12 protein-coding genes are annotated in these 16,242 nt (G+C 36.3%); 9 read left to right on the forward strand and 3 right to left on the reverse strand.

Features of this window, described 5'->3' with window-relative positions:
* Positions 1 to 286: 286 nt before the first annotated feature.
* The 3 genes from infB to rimP all read right to left on the reverse strand — a co-directional run bounded on the left by infB (position 287) and on the right by rimP (position 5,034).
* Positions 287 to 3,238 (reverse strand): translation initiation factor IF-2, encoded by a 2,952-nt coding sequence (gene infB, locus V6R96_RS01385; protein WP_111959004.1) that lies wholly within the window; start codon positions 3,236 to 3,238, stop codon positions 287 to 289.
* A gap of 77 nt (positions 3,239 to 3,315) precedes the next feature.
* Complete coding sequence (gene nusA, locus V6R96_RS01390) at positions 3,316 to 4,551, reverse strand: transcription termination factor NusA (RefSeq protein WP_111959002.1); 1,236 nt, start codon at positions 4,549 to 4,551, stop codon at positions 3,316 to 3,318.
* Between the two features lie 15 nt (positions 4,552 to 4,566).
* Positions 4,567 to 5,034, reverse strand: coding sequence for a ribosome assembly cofactor RimP (gene rimP, locus V6R96_RS01395; protein WP_111959000.1), 468 nt, complete (start codon positions 5,032 to 5,034; stop codon positions 4,567 to 4,569).
* 216 nt (positions 5,035 to 5,250) lie between these two features.
* On the opposite strand from rimP, the gene V6R96_RS01400 reads away from it, so the two are divergent.
* The 9 genes from V6R96_RS01400 to V6R96_RS01440 all read left to right on the forward strand — a co-directional run bounded on the left by V6R96_RS01400 (position 5,251) and on the right by V6R96_RS01440 (position 16,241).
* Positions 5,251 to 6,567, forward strand: coding sequence for a UDP-glucose/GDP-mannose dehydrogenase family protein (locus V6R96_RS01400; protein WP_336377778.1), 1,317 nt, complete (start codon positions 5,251 to 5,253; stop codon positions 6,565 to 6,567).
* Positions 6,568 to 7,647 carry a dTDP-glucose 4,6-dehydratase gene (rfbB, locus tag V6R96_RS01405; protein WP_111958996.1) on the forward strand — a complete coding sequence of 360 codons (1,080 nt, stop codon included), beginning with the start codon at positions 6,568 to 6,570 and terminating at the stop codon, positions 7,645 to 7,647.
* 12 nt (positions 7,648 to 7,659) lie between these two features.
* On the forward strand, positions 7,660 to 8,523 hold the full coding sequence (gene rfbA, locus V6R96_RS01410) for a glucose-1-phosphate thymidylyltransferase RfbA (RefSeq protein WP_336377779.1): 864 nt from the start codon (positions 7,660 to 7,662) through the stop codon (positions 8,521 to 8,523).
* A 641-nt stretch (positions 8,524 to 9,164) separates the two neighbouring features.
* Entirely contained in the window at positions 9,165 to 10,010 is an 846-nt protein-coding gene (locus V6R96_RS01415) for an ABC transporter permease (protein ID WP_111958982.1), read from the forward strand.
* Positions 10,011 to 10,049: 39 nt separating this feature from the next.
* Positions 10,050 to 11,285 carry an ABC transporter ATP-binding protein gene (locus tag V6R96_RS01420; RefSeq protein WP_336377780.1) on the forward strand — a complete coding sequence of 412 codons (1,236 nt, stop codon included), beginning with the start codon at positions 10,050 to 10,052 and terminating at the stop codon, positions 11,283 to 11,285.
* 6 nt (positions 11,286 to 11,291) lie between these two features.
* The gene (locus tag V6R96_RS01425) at positions 11,292 to 12,623 is read left to right on the forward strand and encodes a glycosyltransferase (protein WP_336377781.1); all 1,332 of its coding nucleotides are present in this window, start codon (positions 11,292 to 11,294) and stop codon (positions 12,621 to 12,623) included.
* Positions 12,604 to 14,457: a DCC1-like thiol-disulfide oxidoreductase family protein gene (locus V6R96_RS01430; RefSeq protein ID WP_223558159.1), complete on the forward strand. Its 1,854-nt coding sequence runs from the start codon at positions 12,604 to 12,606 to the stop codon at positions 14,455 to 14,457. Before V6R96_RS01425 ends, V6R96_RS01430 begins: the two co-directional genes overlap by 20 nt.
* A 3-nt stretch (positions 14,458 to 14,460) precedes the next feature.
* Positions 14,461 to 15,282 carry an NAD(P)-dependent oxidoreductase gene (locus V6R96_RS01435; RefSeq protein WP_336377782.1) on the forward strand — a complete coding sequence of 274 codons (822 nt, stop codon included), beginning with the start codon at positions 14,461 to 14,463 and terminating at the stop codon, positions 15,280 to 15,282.
* Positions 15,261 to 16,241: an ATP-grasp domain-containing protein gene (locus tag V6R96_RS01440; RefSeq protein ID WP_223558157.1), complete on the forward strand. Its 981-nt coding sequence runs from the start codon at positions 15,261 to 15,263 to the stop codon at positions 16,239 to 16,241. The genes V6R96_RS01435 and V6R96_RS01440 overlap by 22 nt, the downstream gene beginning before the upstream one ends.
* The last annotated feature ends 1 nt before the right edge of the window (position 16,242 follow it).

Consider the following 16,242-nt stretch of genomic DNA (forward strand, 5'->3'; position numbering starts at 1 on the left):
CACTATTTTCAATATAAATTGAATTATAAAAAAACTCAATAATAATAAGCATTCACATAAAATCAATACTAGTAAGTGATAAAGTTTTTACTGATATAAATTTCTTTAATTAATATTTAAGTTAAATAAATTAAACACTTGCTTAAAATATTCCGACCCAATACAAAAAGAAAATAATACAATAATTTTTATATCAATGCCATTTCGTGACATTGAGAAAAGCGATTACAAAAAAAGCCACTTTTTACAAAGTGGCTTTTCTATTCTATTATAATTGTTAAAACTATTATTTCAGCTTCTTCTTAACAGCTACCTGTTCGTAAACTTCAAGAATATCTCCGACTTCAATGTCGTTATAACCTTTCAGGTTCAATCCACACTCGTAACCTTTGGTTACTTCTCTTACATCATCTTTGAAACGCTTCAAGCTTTCCAGCTCTCCGTCAAATTTAACGATACCATCTCTTAATACCCTTACTTTAGACTGTCTGGTTACTTTACCTGAAAGAACCATACATCCTGCAATGGTACCTACTTTAGAGATTTTAAATACCTCTCTGATCTCAACATTACCTATTACCTGTTCTTTGATCTCAGGAGAAAGCATACCTTCCATCGCTTCTTTAACCTCATCAATAGCAGCATAAATTACTGAATAAGTTCTGATCTCTATTTCTTCTTTATCAGCTAATTCTTTAGCATTAGCACCGGCTCTAACATTAAATCCGATAATAATTGCGTCAGAAGCAGTTGCTAAGTTAACATCTGATTCAGTGATCTGTCCAACCCCTTTATGTAAGATATTAACGTTGATTTCTGCTGTAGATAATCTCTGTAACTGATCAGATAATGCTTCTACTGAACCATCCACGTCACCCTTAAGAATAATATTCAATTCTTTAAATTCACCTAAAGCAATTCTTCTTCCAAGTTCTTCAAGTGTAGTATGCTTCTTAGTTCTGATTGAAAGTTCCCTTTGTAACTGCTCTCTCTTATTGGCTATTATTTTAGCTTCGCTTTCATCTGCATATACCTTAAATTTATCACCTGCCGTTGGTGCTCCATCAAGACCTAAAATAGTAACAGGAATTGAAGGACCGGCTTCTTTAAGGTTTCTGCCTCTTTCATCAAGCATAGCTTTTACCTTACCGTGGTTCTTACCTGCCACTACATAATCTCCAACTCTTAGGGTTCCGGTCTGTACCAACATAGTAGCTACGTATCCTCTTCCTTTGTCCAGTGAAGCCTCAATAACAACTCCTTGAGCTGCTCTGTCAGGATTAGCCTTCAGATCAAGCATTTCTGCCTGAAGTAATACTTTTTCCAAAAGAACATCCATGTTGTTACCAAATTTCGCAGAAATTTCTTGCGCCTGAACATTTCCACCCCATTCTTCTACCAGGATATTCATCCCGGAAAGTTGTTGACGGATATTATCAGGATTAGCATTTGGTCTGTCCACTTTGTTCAAGGCAATGATCATTGGCACTCCTGCAGCCTGTGCGTGAGAAATTGCTTCTCTCGTTTGAGGCATCACATCATCATCAGCAGCAATTACAATAATTGCAATATCGGTGATCTGAGCACCTCTGGCTCTCATCGCGGTAAATGCTTCGTGACCCGGCGTATCTAAGAATGTAATTCTTTGTCCGTTCTCCAATTTTACGTTGTAGGCTCCAATGTGCTGAGTAATTCCTCCTGACTCACCAGCAATAACGTTAGTTTTTCTGATGTAGTCAAGTAAAGACGTTTTACCGTGGTCAACGTGACCCATTACCGTTACGATTGGTGCTCTTGGAGAAAGATCCTCCTCAGTATCCATATCCTCTTCAGATTCCACCTCTTCAAGGTCAGCATCTGAGAATTCTATTTTATAACCAAATTCATCTGCAACTAATAACAAAGTATCAGCTTCCAGTCTTTGGTTCATTGTTACCATTACACCTAAAGAGAAACAAGCAGAAATAACTTCTGTTGGGGAAACATTCATTAAACTAGCCAATTCACCTACTGTGATGAATTCGGTAACTTTTAATGATCTGTCCTGAGCATCAATTTCCTGCTGACGTTCATCCTGTTCTCTACGGTAGGTTCTTTTATCTTTTCTGTGTTTAGCAGATTTGGATTTACCTCCTTTATTGGTTAATTTTTCAAGAGTTTCCTTGATCTGATTTTTAACCTGTTCGTCGGTAAGCTCAACAGGCATAGTTCTCTGCCCTGGTCTGTTGTTGTTTCCGCCTGGACCTTTTTTGAATCCGCCTCCCTGACCTGGTGGACGGTTTCCTTGGTTATTTCCAAAACGGTTACCTCCCGGACCTCCTTGACCTGGCGGACGGTTCCCTCCTGGACCTCCCTGTCCTGGTGGACGGTTTCCTCCTGGGCCTCCCTGACCTTGCGGCCGATTACCCTGGCCTCCTTGGTTATTGTTATTATTTCCTGAGTTTTGATTATTCCCTTGGCCTTGCTGATTTGGTCCTCCGGGTTTCTCAATTCTCTTTCTTTTCTTTTTAGCACCAGAACCAGGTTTTGGTGCAAACTGTGTTAAATCAATTTTTTCACCAACGATCTTAGGACCGTCAAGCTTCTGATAAACAGTTTCTATTTTCTGAGGTTCCTGAGATTCAGGCTCAGCTGGTTTTTGAGGCTCTGCCTTATTTTCAGCAGGCTCAGGCTGCTTTGGAGTTTCTTTCACAGGTTCTGCCGGTTTTTCCTCTTCTTTTTTCTCCTCCATTTTGGGTTTATCTTTTTTTACAGGTCTATTTCTAGATTCTATTTGGGACAGATCGATTTTATCCAGAACTTTGAATTCCTGTTTTTCAGGAGCTGCTTTAACTTCCGGCTCAGCCACAACTTCTTCTTTCTTTTCTTCAACCGGTACTGCTACGGGTGCTGGCGCCGCAGGAGTTTCTTCAACTTCAGGAGTTTTAGATTCAAGATCTATTTTACCTAAAATTTTAGTTTCCGGTTTATTTGCTTTAGCTCTTATTACTTCAGGGGTTTTCTTTTCTTCAATTTCCAGTTTTTCTTCCGGAACTTTAGTGATCACCACCTCATGGGAAGCCTTTCTCTGTTCGCCGTCTTTGGCAAACTCAGCCTCCAATGCAGAATATGCCGCTTCTTCTAATTGAGCGTTAGGATTGTTTTCAACTTCGAAATCCTTTGACTGTAAAAACTCTACTAATCTGGACATCGAAATATTGAATTCCTTAACCGCTTTATTTAATCTTATTTTTGGCATCTATATTATTTACTATTTTTTTTAATTCTTAAAATTAAAGTATTCTTTTTTACTGTTTATTAAAATTCATTAAAATCTTAATCTTCAAATTCTTCTCTCAGAATACGTTTTACATCTTCGATGGTTTCTTCTTCAAGATCTACCATATTCAGAAGGCTTTCGGTATCCTTATCCAGTACTGATTTCGCAGTAGTAAGACCTACTTTCTTAAATTCATCTAAAATCCACTGCTCAATATCGTCATTAAATTCTCTCAAATCAACATCGTCATCCTCGCTGGATTCTCTATAAACATCTATTTCATATCCGGATAACCAAGAAGCCAGCCTGATATTCTGCCCTTGTTTTCCGATCACTTTGGAAATCTCTTCAACCGGAGTATAAACCAGTGCATAGTTTGCATCCTCGTTGATATCAATTTTGTTGATGGTAACATTTCCTAAAGCCCTTTTCACCATGATTTCAGGGTTTTTAGACCACTGAATCACGTCGATGTTTTCGTTTCTCAACTCTCTTACAACCCCATGAATTCTGGATCCTTTCACTCCCACACAAGCACCTACAGGATCTATTCTGTCATCATAAGCATCTACTGCAATCTTTGCCTTCTCACCAGGAATTCTTACTACTTTCTTAAGCATGATTGTTCCGTCCTGGATTTCAGGAATTTCCAGCTCCAGTAATTTCTCTAGGAATTTAGGTGCAGTTCTGGAAATAATAATCTGTGGTTTTGAACCTTTAAAATCTACTGTCTCAACAATAGCTCTGATATTTTCGCCTTTTTTAAAGAAGTCGGATGGAATCTGATTTTCTTTTGGCAAAATGAATTCGTTCTCCTCATCATCCAATAAGATCACATGTTTGTGACGGATGTGGTGAATCTCTCCAATAACAATTTCCCCAATTTTATCTCTGAACTGCTCATAAAGCATTGCATTATTATGTTCCTGAAGTTTTGTGGCCAGGATCTGCTTTAAGGTAAGAATATTTCTTCTACCCAGTTGGGCAACAGGAATTTCCATTGTAAAATCTTCACCTACTTCAAAAGTAGGGTCAATCTTCTTAGCTTCAGAAAGCTCAATTTCCAGATCGTCATCTTCAGACATTTCGTCCTCAACAATCGTTTTATTTAAAAATATCTGAAAATCTCCTTTATCAGGGTTCACAATTACATCAAAATGATCATCTGAATCGAATCTTTTTCTCAAAAGGGTCTTCAGTGAATCTTCAATAATTGCCATAAGATCAATCTTACTTATCCCTTTTTCGTCTTTAAAATCACCAAAGGATTCAATCAACGCTATATTATCCATTTATTTTTTTTTCTTTTAAAATTTAATTATTACTAACGCTTTTTTTATCTCAGAGTAAGGAATTTCTTTTTCCTCCTCCACATCCACTTTCCCTTTTCCGACTTCTTTCGGTTTTCGGTAGCGTAAAATAAGTGTAATCTTTTCCTCATCCACTTTTGCCAGCTCACCTTCAATTTTGGAAGAATCATTCAGCAATACTTCTATTTCTCTTCCGATATTTTTCCTGAACTGTCTCGGAGCGGCGAGCGGCTCACTTAGTCCCGCAGACATTACCTGAAGACTGAAATCATGTTCCTCACGATCCATATTAAACTCTATCGCACGGCTTGCATCAAGGCAGTCCTGAAGAGTCACCCCATTATCACCATCCAAGATCACAGTAATATCATCTCCTGCAGAAAATTTCAGATCAACAAGAAATAAATCCTTTCTGGTCTCAAGGAATTCATTTAATAATTCTTCAATTCTTTTTCTAAACTCCATACATTAATTATCTTGATTTACCAGTACGAAAAAAGGCTTTCTTCCGAAGCCTTCCCATTTTTCCTGTAAATCCACTGCAAATATACGCATTTTTTCTAAAAAAGCAAAATCTACTTAATTATCAAGTAAATACCTTAAAATTTCGATTAAGGTAAATTAAATAGGCAGGTGAAAGTATTTTTATTATTTTTGTCCTGAAATTTAAAAACATACATTTTGAATATTACAATTGTAGGAACAGGTTATGTAGGGCTGGTTACAGGTACTACCCTAGCAGAACTTGGCAATTCAGTATACTGTGTTGATATTGATGAAAAGAAAGTAGAAGGTATGAAAAGCGGCATTGTTCCCATCTATGAGCCGAACCTTGAAGAGATGTTTCTTAGAAACATTCAATCCGAAAGATTATTTTTCACCACCAATCTTAAAGAAGCTTTAGACAAAAGCGAAGTCATATACCTCGCACTGCCAACACCACCGGGAGAAGACGGCTCTGCAGATCTTTCATATGTCATCCAGGTTGCCAATAATATTGGAGAAATGATGACAGAATATAAGGTCATTGTAAATAAAAGTACTGTTCCCGTAGGAACCGCGGATAAAGTAAGAGAAGTAATTGCTTCTAAAACGAACATCCCTTTTGATGTAGTTTCCAATCCCGAATTTTTAAGAGAAGGGTTTGCCGTGGAAGACTCCATGAATCCTTCAAGGGTCGTTGTGGGTGCCAGCTCTGAAAAAGCAAAAAATATTATGGCTCAGATTTATCAGCCATTTACCAATACAGGAATTCCGATCATCTTTATGGATGAAAAATCATCGGAGCTTACGAAATATGCCGCCAACTCATTCCTTGCCGTAAAAATCACTTTTATGAATGAAATTGCCAATTACTGTGAGAAAGTAGGTGCTGATGTAGATAAAGTGAGACTTGGGATGGGAAGTGATGACAGAATAGGACATCGTTTTTTATTTCCAGGTATCGGATATGGCGGAAGCTGTTTCCCTAAAGATGTAAAAGCCCTTATCAAATCCGGGATACAAGAGGATTTCAATTTCCAGATCCTTGAGGCTACTGAAAAAGTAAATACTTCACAAAAAGTAATTCTGGTTTCAGAGATTGAGAAATACTTCGGAGGAAATATCAGCGGAAAGAAAATTGCCATGTGGGGTCTGGCATTTAAGGCTAACACAGATGATATCCGTGAAGCATCTTCTTTGGACAATATTGCTCTTTTATTAGAGAAAGGCGCAGAAATTGCTGCGTATGATGCGGTAGCAGAAAGTAATGTAAAGAAACTTCTTGGTGATAAGATCCATTATGCGAAGGGAATGTATGATGCTCTTGAAGATGCAGATGCTTTATTCATAGCTACGGAATGGCCTGAGTTTAAAAATCCGAATTTTGAACTGATGGCTAAGAAAATGAAAAACAAAGTCATTTTTGACGGAAGAAATATGTATCCGTTAGAAATCCCACAACAGAATGGGTTTCATTATAAAAGTATAGGAAGAAAGACCATAGAAAATAAATAGATGAAAAATATAATTATTACCGGAGGAGCCGGATTTATAGGTTCTCACGTTGTAAGAGAGTTCGTAAAAAATAATCCGGAAACAACGATCATTAATCTTGATGCCCTTACTTACGCCGGAAATCTGGAAAACCTTAAGGACATTGAAAACGAGCCTAATTACGTCTTCGAAAAGGCAGACATTACAAAACCTGAAGAATTAAGAAAAGTATTCGAAAAATACAACCCTGACGCTGTAGTGCACTTAGCGGCAGAAAGCCACGTAGACAGAAGCATTACAGACCCAATGGCATTTATTAATACCAATGTGAACGGAACTGCCAACCTTCTTAATCTATGTAAGGAATTCTGGACTCTCAATCCGGATCACACGCATGGCAGATTTCCTGATGAGAAAAGAAATAATTTATTTTATCATGTTTCTACGGACGAAGTATATGGAAGTCTTGGCGAAACAGGATTCTTTTTGGAAACTACAGCTTATGATCCACAATCTCCGTATTCAGCTTCAAAAGCAGCGTCTGACCACCTGGTAAGAGCTTATGGAAATACTTACGGAATGCCATTCATCATATCTAACTGTTCCAACAATTATGGTCCGAATCATTTTCCTGAAAAATTAATTCCTCTGTGCATTTCAAACATTATTAATGAAAGACCATTGCCAATTTATGGTGACGGAAAATACACAAGAGACTGGCTATTTGTAATCGATCATGCAAAAGGTATTCATCAGATTTTTAATGAAGCTAAGACCGGTGAAACTTATAATATTGGAGGATTCAACGAGTGGCAGAATATTGATTTGGTGAAAGAATTGATCAAGCAAATGGATTCTAAGTTAGGAAAACCGGAAGGTCATTCTGAAAAATTAATCACTTTCGTAAAAGACAGACCGGGACACGATAAGCGTTATGCTATTGATGCGACTAAACTTAATAAAGATCTAGGCTGGAAACCATCTGTGACTTTTGAGGAAGGACTTTCAAAAACTATCGATTGGTATCTTGAAAATAAAGAGTGGCTGGAAAATGTTACCAGTGGCGATTATCAGAAATACTACGAAAATCAATATAATTAACACACACAAAAGATGAAAGGCATTATATTAGCCGGAGGATCCGGGACACGACTTTACCCTCTTACCATTGCAGTAAGTAAACAGTTGATGCCTGTTTACGACAAACCAATGATATATTACCCTCTTTCAACTTTGTTGCTTGCTGGAATTAAAGATATTCTGATCATTACAACCCCTCATGACCAACCAGGATTTATCAAACTTTTAGGTGATGGATCCCAGATTGGATGTAATATAGAATATGTTGTACAGCCGAGTCCGGACGGGCTTGCACAGGCCTTTATTTTAGGGGATACATTTATTGGCAATGATCCTGTTGCATTGGTTTTGGGAGACAATATTTTCTATGGCTCTGAAATGGGCACTTTGCTGAAGAATAAAACCAATCCGGATGGCGGAGTGGTTTTCGCTTATCACGTTTCCGATCCGGAGAGGTATGGAGTTGTAGAATTTGACAATGATTTTAAAGCTATATCTATTGAGGAAAAACCTTCAAATCCTAAATCGAATTATGCAGTTCCCGGCTTATATTTTTACGATAATGAAGTAGTGGAGATCGCAAAAAACATTCAGCCTTCCGCGAGAGGAGAACTTGAAATTACGGATGTCAATAATGTTTATTTAAGCAAAGGAAAACTTGAAGTAGGTGTTTTGGACAGAGGTACCGCCTGGCTTGATACCGGAACTTTTGACTCCCTGAATGATGCTTCTGAATTTGTAAGTGTTATTGAAAAAAGACAGGGCTTCAAAATAGGCTGTATTGAAGAAATTGCATTCCATAATAAATTCATCAACGAAGAAAAATTGCTTGAAACTGCTGAAAAATATGGCAAAAGCGGCTACGGCGAATACCTTAAGAAGCTCGTCAGAAAGTAACATTATCATATTCTGAACTTTATAACAACTATTGGCTTTATAGCCGATAGTTTTTTAATGTAAAAAAACTCATATCTTCCTTAATCCGGAATATATATTGATGTATTTTTTCACAGTTATACAATAGAATTCCGGTATTTCTGAAATTGGCAGCTGGGTTTCCAAACCTGATTATTCTAACATCAAAAATTCAATAAAAGTTGTATTGTTGTGAAAGATTTCGTGCTGAACATATTTGTAGTTTGAGGTAAGAAAATAGAATACTTCGATCAACACTTACCATCAGTTTTCCAGCCTGAGCTGATCATTTTTCAATCCTGTGTCTGAAAAAACGCACAAAGAAGTACTGCACCTTCCTGTTCCTTCCGTTTTAGAGAAAGAAGGATATAAATTATAATAAGCCATTAACGGATTCCAAGCTTAGTGAATAATATCATAAATAGTTCCAGTGAATATTCTAAGCAAAATAATAACTCACACTATAATTAAAAAAATATTAGCTTTATGGCTAATAGTTTTTTGTTCATAATAACAAATATTAATATATTAGTTGTTATTTTCGGATTTATGTGAATAATTATTCACTAATTAAAAATACTAAATAAGAATTAAATATTTTAAATTTGCAAAAACTTACACAAATGAATGAACCACAGCAGAAGTGGACAGAAACGATTGATGCCGATCATTCTTTATTGGACTTAAAACTTAAAGAGGTCTGGAGATATAAAGATTTAGTCTATATGTTTATTAAAAGAGACTTTGTTTCCAGCTTTAAACAAACTGTATTAGGCCCGGTTTGGTTTTTTATTAACCCTATTTTGACTACGGTGGTATATCTTGTAGTTTTTGGTAAAATAGCTAAACTTCCCACAGATGGACCTCCCCTCTTATTTTACCTTGCAGGAGTTACCCTCTGGAATTATTTTTCGACCTCACTTATTGCAACGTCTAATACATTTGCCGGGAATGCTGGTATTTTTGGAAAAGTTTATTTTCCAAGACTCGTAACCCCTTTGTCAATAGTAATATCCAATCTGATGCGGTTTACAGTACAATTCCTTTTATTCATCCTGGCCTGGATATATTACCTTACCAAAGGAGAAGTTCATCCTAACATCTGGGTTCTTGCCACACCATTCCTCATCATCCTGATGGCTTTTTTCGCTTTAGGAGTTGGAATGATTTTTTCTTCACTTACTACCAAATACAAAGACCTCAGCATGTTGTTGGGATTCGGGATAAGCCTGTATATGTATGCAACTCCGGTAATTTATCCGGTATCTGCCTTACAGGGTATTTTCAGAAAACTGGCTTACTATAATCCACTGACAGGCATTTTTGAATGTTTTAAATATGCATGGATCGGTTCCGGAGATTTTTCACCTGCAATGCTGGGAGTCAGCTCAGTGATCATTTTGGTCCTTCTGATGATAGGCGTTGTTGTTTTTAATAAGGTTGAAAAAACTTTCATGGACACCGTTTAGGAACACCATCTTTTATTAATTTTAAATTCCAATTAAACTATGCTGGCTTTAAAAGCAGAAAATATATCAAAACAATACCGTCTCGGACAAGTGGGAACAGGTACGCTTTCTCACGACCTGAACAGGTTTTGGCACAAAGTAAGAGGTAAGGAAGATCCATATTTAAAAATCGGAGAAGCCAACGACAGAGCAACAAAAGGAAATTCTGAATATGTATGGTCACTCCGTGATATCGATTTTGAAATCGAGCAAGGCAGTGCTGTAGGAATCATCGGAAGAAACGGGGCCGGAAAATCTACCCTGCTGAAAATCCTGAGTAAGGTGACCAAGCCTACCACCGGAAGAATACACACCAACGGCAGAATTGCTTCTTTACTGGAAGTTGGTACAGGTTTTCACCCTGAAATGACGGGGCGTGAAAATGTCTTTCTCAACGGTGCTATTCTCGGAATGACTCGAAAAGAGATTACCAGAAAATTTGACGAGATCGTTGCTTTCTCAGGAGTGGAAAGATATATAGACACTCCGGTAAAAAGATATTCTTCGGGGATGTATGTGCGTCTTGCATTCGCAGTTGCCGCACACCTTGAATCTGAAATCCTGATCGTTGACGAGGTTTTGGCTGTAGGAGATGCGGATTTCCAGAAAAAATGTATTGGAAAAATGGGCGATGTTACCAGAGGAGAGGGAAGGACCATTTTATTTGTAAGCCATAATATGGCTGCCGTAAAACAGTTATGTAATAGCGGTATTCTTATGAAGAACGGTATGCTTGCAGACCAAGGAAGTATCAATCAGGTTCTGGAAAACTATATCATCCATGAATTATCTCCAAACTCTGAATTCAAATACATTGAAGACCTGAGTAAAAAGGCTCAGATTCACAATGTCAAAATTTTCAATAGTAAGAATATTGAGACCATGGAGTTCAGTCATACCGATGATATTAACATCAATATAGACTATATCAACAGAAGTGTTACTAAGGGAGTACGCGTCAATATTGCCATCTTAGACAAGTTTGAAAATGTTATTTTCATTACAAGAAAAACATTTGACGATATGCATGAGAACAGCCTGTCTATACAGATCGAGGGCAACAAGCTTATCCCCAACACGTATATACTTTCTGTAGCATTAGATACTCCGGGGGTCGAACTTTATGATTATATAAAGGGAGGCATCCAGATCAGTATCGTTGAAACAGGGCATGAAAACTTTCTTACGGGAGATACTGATAATGGCATCATTCATCCTCCTGTACTATGGATGTAAGTACTTATGAAAAAGATATTAGTTTTATCTACAGGCGATGTAAACGGCGCCTATGAAGCCATGTACAAAGTAGCTCATATTTTAAAAAATATGGGACATGAAGTGGTGATGTGTGTAAAGAATAAAACGAAAGCGGATGATTTTATAAAACCTTATATTCCTATACAGCATCCTCCTGTTACTAAAAATTTATCTTTAACAGAGAGGGCAATACGGAAAATAAAAACAAAATTGACACAGCCTCAGGCTGCAGTAAAAAAAGCATTGATAACAGAAAGTAAATATTCTTTTTTGAGCAAAGATGAAATTACAGAACATATCAATGTGGAAAGTCTGTTAAAATCTGTGGGCTTCGTCCCGGATTATATTTTTACTGGTATGACCATTGATTTTCTTAACAGTACGGATCTTTTCAACATTCAAAAAGCCACGCGGGCAAAAATATACAATATCACAGTGGATATGAACCATTTTACAGGAGGATGTCATTTTTCCTGGGGATGTGAAGGCTATATGAACAATTGTGATCACTGTCCGGCAATTCCCGATGAATCTCAAAAACACGTGGCAAAGGATAATCTGGAAAGAAAATATCAAAATGCCCAAAAAGCTTCTTTTCAAATTATTGCGGGATCGGGTTTAACCCTGGAACAGGCAAAAAAATCAAAAATCTACAGGGAGCAGGAGATCATCTACAATATCAACAGCCTGATAGATACTACCCTGCTCAACGATAAGAACAAAAATATCGCTAAAAATATTTTCTCTTTATCGGAGGATAATTTTTATATCCTTACCGGAGCACAGAATATGGAAGATCCCCGTAAAGGTTTTAAATATCTTCTTGAAGCTTTAGAAATCTTGGATCAGGAGCTTCCGGAAGATCTGAAAAATAAAATAAATCTTTTAGTTGTTTCCAACAGTATAAATAAAGAATTTGACAGGGTTACTTTTAAGAAGCAGAAAATAGATTATATCAAGGATTACAGACTGTTATCATTATTGTATCAGGCAACGGACGTTTTTGTCAACTCTTCTATTGAAGATTCCGGCCCGATGATGGTTTCGGAAGCTTTAGCCTGTGGAACCCCCGTTGTAGGCTTCAACACAGGAGTATTAACCAATATGGTCATTGACGATTACAACGGATACAAAATTCCTATGAAAGACAGCCGCCAGCTGGCAGAAGGAATCAGAAAAATATTTGAACTGGATAAAAACCAATATGCAGCTTTTTCAAAAAATGCGGTACAGCAGGTTCAGGAATTTTCATCGTATGAATATGCGGAAGAAATTTTCACCAAAATTTTAGAACAGGATGATCAAAAGACTTTATAATAAAAAAATTTCCGGGCTTGGGCTTTCCATTTTCAGGATTGCCTACACATTGGTGTTATTCTGTGAAGTTGTTCAGCTCAATTATTTCAAACATCTGATCTTCGATAAAATTCCTTTTTTAGATCCTGCGGAAATCGACTTTGGGATCCCTATAAAAATATGGATGATTGCCCTCATTTTTATAATGCTGGGGCTCTTCACAAGACTGGCAACCATTGTCAATTATCTGATGACCATTATTCTTATTGGCAGCATCAATAGCTATGAGTATCATATGTTTTATGCCTATCTTGGGATGAACTTTCTCCTGATGTTTTTACCTATATCCAGAAACCTCTCTTTGGACAGGCTTCTGCTAAAGTATAAATATTCCAATACCAGATTCCAGTACAGCCCTCCTGAAAAAGTAAGTGTTTTATCTTACCTCATTCCTGTTTTTGTTGGGATTGCCATTGTGTATTTTGACTCTATACTATATAAATTTACATCAGTATTTTGGATAAAAGGTTTAGGCATGTGGCTACCTACTTCTGTTCCAAACACTAATTATATTTCTATACCTTATGTGCTCGATCAAAAATATCTGATGTTATTTCTTGGGTACCTAACTTTAGCATTTGAGACCACTCTCCTGTTTACTTTTTTTCGCAAAAAATGGAGAGTTCCAATGTTAATAATAGGTTTAGGATTACATTTAGGGATAGTAATTTGCTACCCTATTCCTTGGTTTGGACTAGGGATGTGTGCCATTTACCTATTGATGGTTCCTGTTTCCTGGTGGGAAAAATTATTTAAAACCTCTGAAAAACCTGCAAAACTTACCTTTTATTATGACGGTGAATGCCCTTTATGCAACCGTACTAAAATTACTATCCAACACTTTGATATTGCAAAAAGGATTGATTTCAAAACGGTACAGTATTACGCAGAACAAAATGAATTATTAAAGAATATCCCTACAGATACACTTCTGGATGACATTCATTCTGTACGAAACGGAAAAGTTTATAAAGGACTGGACACATATATTCAGGTTTTCAATGTCATTACTTACTTAAAGCCGTTAAGCTGGATCTTACACATTCCTGGAATTTATCATATAGGAAAAATAGTCTATCAGTATGTCGCCCAAAACAGAAATACAGAGCGCTGTACGGAAGAAAACTGCGGCTATACACCACCTGTAATTCCTCCTGATGAGGATAAATTGAAAATCCTTCAGAATTACACCCTTGAAGACCTCAAAATCTCTCTTATCAAAATAAGTCTGTGTATCATCATATTGCTACAGGTAATTGTTTCTTATAATTCAATAGGAAAAAAAGGAGGTTTTGAAAATACCTTACTAGGAAAACAAATAAGCAAACTCTCAAGCGCAGTAGAAAAGCCATCCAAAACTTATCTGGGAATTACCCATCATGCTGTTTTTATGGATTATCATTTTAGCGAATACAATCATATTATAGCATTATCTTACATAGATGAAAATGGTAAGGAAACCTGGCTCCCAATAATTAAAAAGGATGGAACTACAGGTTCATATCTTTATGGGCCCACTTGGGCAAAATGGTCTTTCCGGACTAATGACAACATAATAAATCAAAATAATCTTAAAAAAGGAATTCGGGATTTTACAGCATTTTGGGCTAACATGAATGGAATAAACCTGAATGACGCTACATTTATAATCAAAGTAAAAAAGATTGATACTCCTCACAATTGGGAAAAAGGTTTTCTAAAGAAACAAATGGAAAAGCCGTGGATGGACGTAGGAGCTGCCACTTGGCACGATAAAGAATATTCTATTAACATTCCGGAAATTGAAACTTTATAAATTATGAAAGTATTGATTGTAGGTGCTCACAGCATTTTATCAAAACGATTGATTCTTGAGCATGTCAACGATGAAGTTAATGTCTTATACAATAGTAAACCATCTGATCAGCACGTTGAGAGCTTTTCTATTTCAAACATAGACCATTTAAATCCCAATTATGACATTGTTTATATCGTAAGTGCTATAATCACAAATGACATACATAAAAGTGATGAGCTCTATGATGTCAACATTAAATTAATCCAGTCTATTTGCCGTAAATTTATACAGGCCAAGATCATTTTCTTTTCATCCGTTGCAGTTTATGATGCGATAGAATCTGGAGTTATTGATGAGAAAACGAAACCTTCTCCTCAATCCATTTATGGAATCAGTAAGCTCTGGGGTGAAAAAATAGTTGAGCAACACTCTAAATATGGAATTATAAGAATTTCCTCCATGTATGATGAAGAAATGAAAGAAACAACCTTTCTGCCTAAAATTATTGAATCTGCAATAGAAGAAAATAATATAACACTTTTAGGAGACGGTACAAGAATTCAAAACTATGTACATGCAAAAGATGTTGCCTCACTTGCGAGAAAAGCAGCATTATGTACTGAAAACCTTATTATAATGGGGATTTCACCCAAGAATTACAGTAATAAAGAAGTCGCACAAATAATACAAAAAATAACAAACTGTACCATCGATTTTAAGGGAGAGGATCTATCAAGATCAGTAGAATATAAACAATCTAACCATTTTTTATATCAACATACCTTTGCCACTTTGGAACAAGGAGTAAAAGAATTAATACAATGGAAAACAAAACGGTATTAGTCACAGGAATCGGAGGAAATGTAGGTCAGGGTATTTTAAGAAACATTATTAAAACTCAATTTCCTATTCGTCTCGTTGGCTGCAATGTAATAGATTTTTCTGCAGGCAATCACCTGTGTGATGCATTTTATAAGGTCCCTTATGCAATGGCGGACAACTATATTGATATCATTAACTTTATCATTGAAAAGGAAAAGATAGATTTGATCATTCCATCTACCGACTATGAAGTATATTATCTGGCATTACATAAAGACAAACTGAAGGCTCAGGCAGTAGTAAGCGAGGTAAGTACATCAAAAAAATATTTAGATAAATATTTATCTTATGAACATCATAAAGAAAATAATCTTCCTTTTGCAGAAGCCTATCTTCCAAAAGACTATATTCAAGGTACTTTCATAGATTATATTGTAAAACCTCGGGAAGGAAGAGGATCAAGAGGACTACATATTAACCCTAAGGATTTATCTGGATTTGATGAAACTTATATGGTACAGAAACTTATACAGGGAAAAGAAATTACCACTGCATTTTATGTCAACAAAAATAATGAGCTTCATGGTTTTATAAACCTTGAACGTACCTTAGAAAATGGAGCTACCAGCGAATGTACTGTAAATAGATCTTTTGACACAGAACTGGAAATAATACTAAAAGAACTTGTCGATAAAAATGATTTTGTGGGAAGTGCAAACCTTCAATCTATTGTTGATGAGCAGGGGAACATTATTCCATTCGAAGTCAACTGCAGGATTTCCGGAACTAATTCCATCCGATCTAATTTTGGTTTTGAAGATGTTAAATATACATTAGAAGAACATCTTTACAATATTCTTCCTAGCAAAACCAATATTATTGAAGGAGTTGCAGTTAGAATTTTAATGGATGTTATTTATCCGAACCAATCTAATATTGATGATTTAAAAGATAATTCATCGCCTCATTATATCTTTTAAA

This window comes from Chryseobacterium sp. CCNWLW53, from assembly GCF_037083525.1.
GTDB classification, from domain to species: Bacteria; Bacteroidota; Bacteroidia; order Flavobacteriales; family Weeksellaceae; genus Chryseobacterium; species Chryseobacterium lathyri.

Bases quoted from the DNA above. Each gene is read 5' to 3' on its own strand.
- infB (WP_111959004.1), bottom strand. From the start codon at position 3,238: ATGCCAAAAATAAGATTAAATAAAGCGGTTAAGGAATTCAATATTTCG.
- nusA (WP_111959002.1), bottom strand. From the start codon at position 4,551: ATGGATAATATAGCGTTGATTGAATCCTTTGGTGATTTTAAAGACGAA.
- rimP (WP_111959000.1), bottom strand. From the start codon at position 5,034: ATGGAGTTTAGAAAAAGAATTGAAGAATTATTAAATGAATTCCTTGAG.
- rfbB (WP_111958996.1), top strand. From the start codon at position 6,568: ATGAAAAATATAATTATTACCGGAGGAGCCGGATTTATAGGTTCTCAC.
- rfbA (WP_336377779.1), top strand. From the start codon at position 7,660: ATGAAAGGCATTATATTAGCCGGAGGATCCGGGACACGACTTTACCCT.
- V6R96_RS01415 (WP_111958982.1), top strand. From the start codon at position 9,165: ATGAATGAACCACAGCAGAAGTGGACAGAAACGATTGATGCCGATCAT.
- V6R96_RS01420 (WP_336377780.1), top strand. From the start codon at position 10,050: ATGCTGGCTTTAAAAGCAGAAAATATATCAAAACAATACCGTCTCGGA.
- V6R96_RS01425 (WP_336377781.1), top strand. From the start codon at position 11,292: ATGAAAAAGATATTAGTTTTATCTACAGGCGATGTAAACGGCGCCTAT.
- V6R96_RS01430 (WP_223558159.1), top strand. From the start codon at position 12,604: ATGATCAAAAGACTTTATAATAAAAAAATTTCCGGGCTTGGGCTTTCC.
- V6R96_RS01435 (WP_336377782.1), top strand. From the start codon at position 14,461: ATGAAAGTATTGATTGTAGGTGCTCACAGCATTTTATCAAAACGATTG.
- V6R96_RS01440 (WP_223558157.1), top strand. From the start codon at position 15,261: ATGGAAAACAAAACGGTATTAGTCACAGGAATCGGAGGAAATGTAGGT.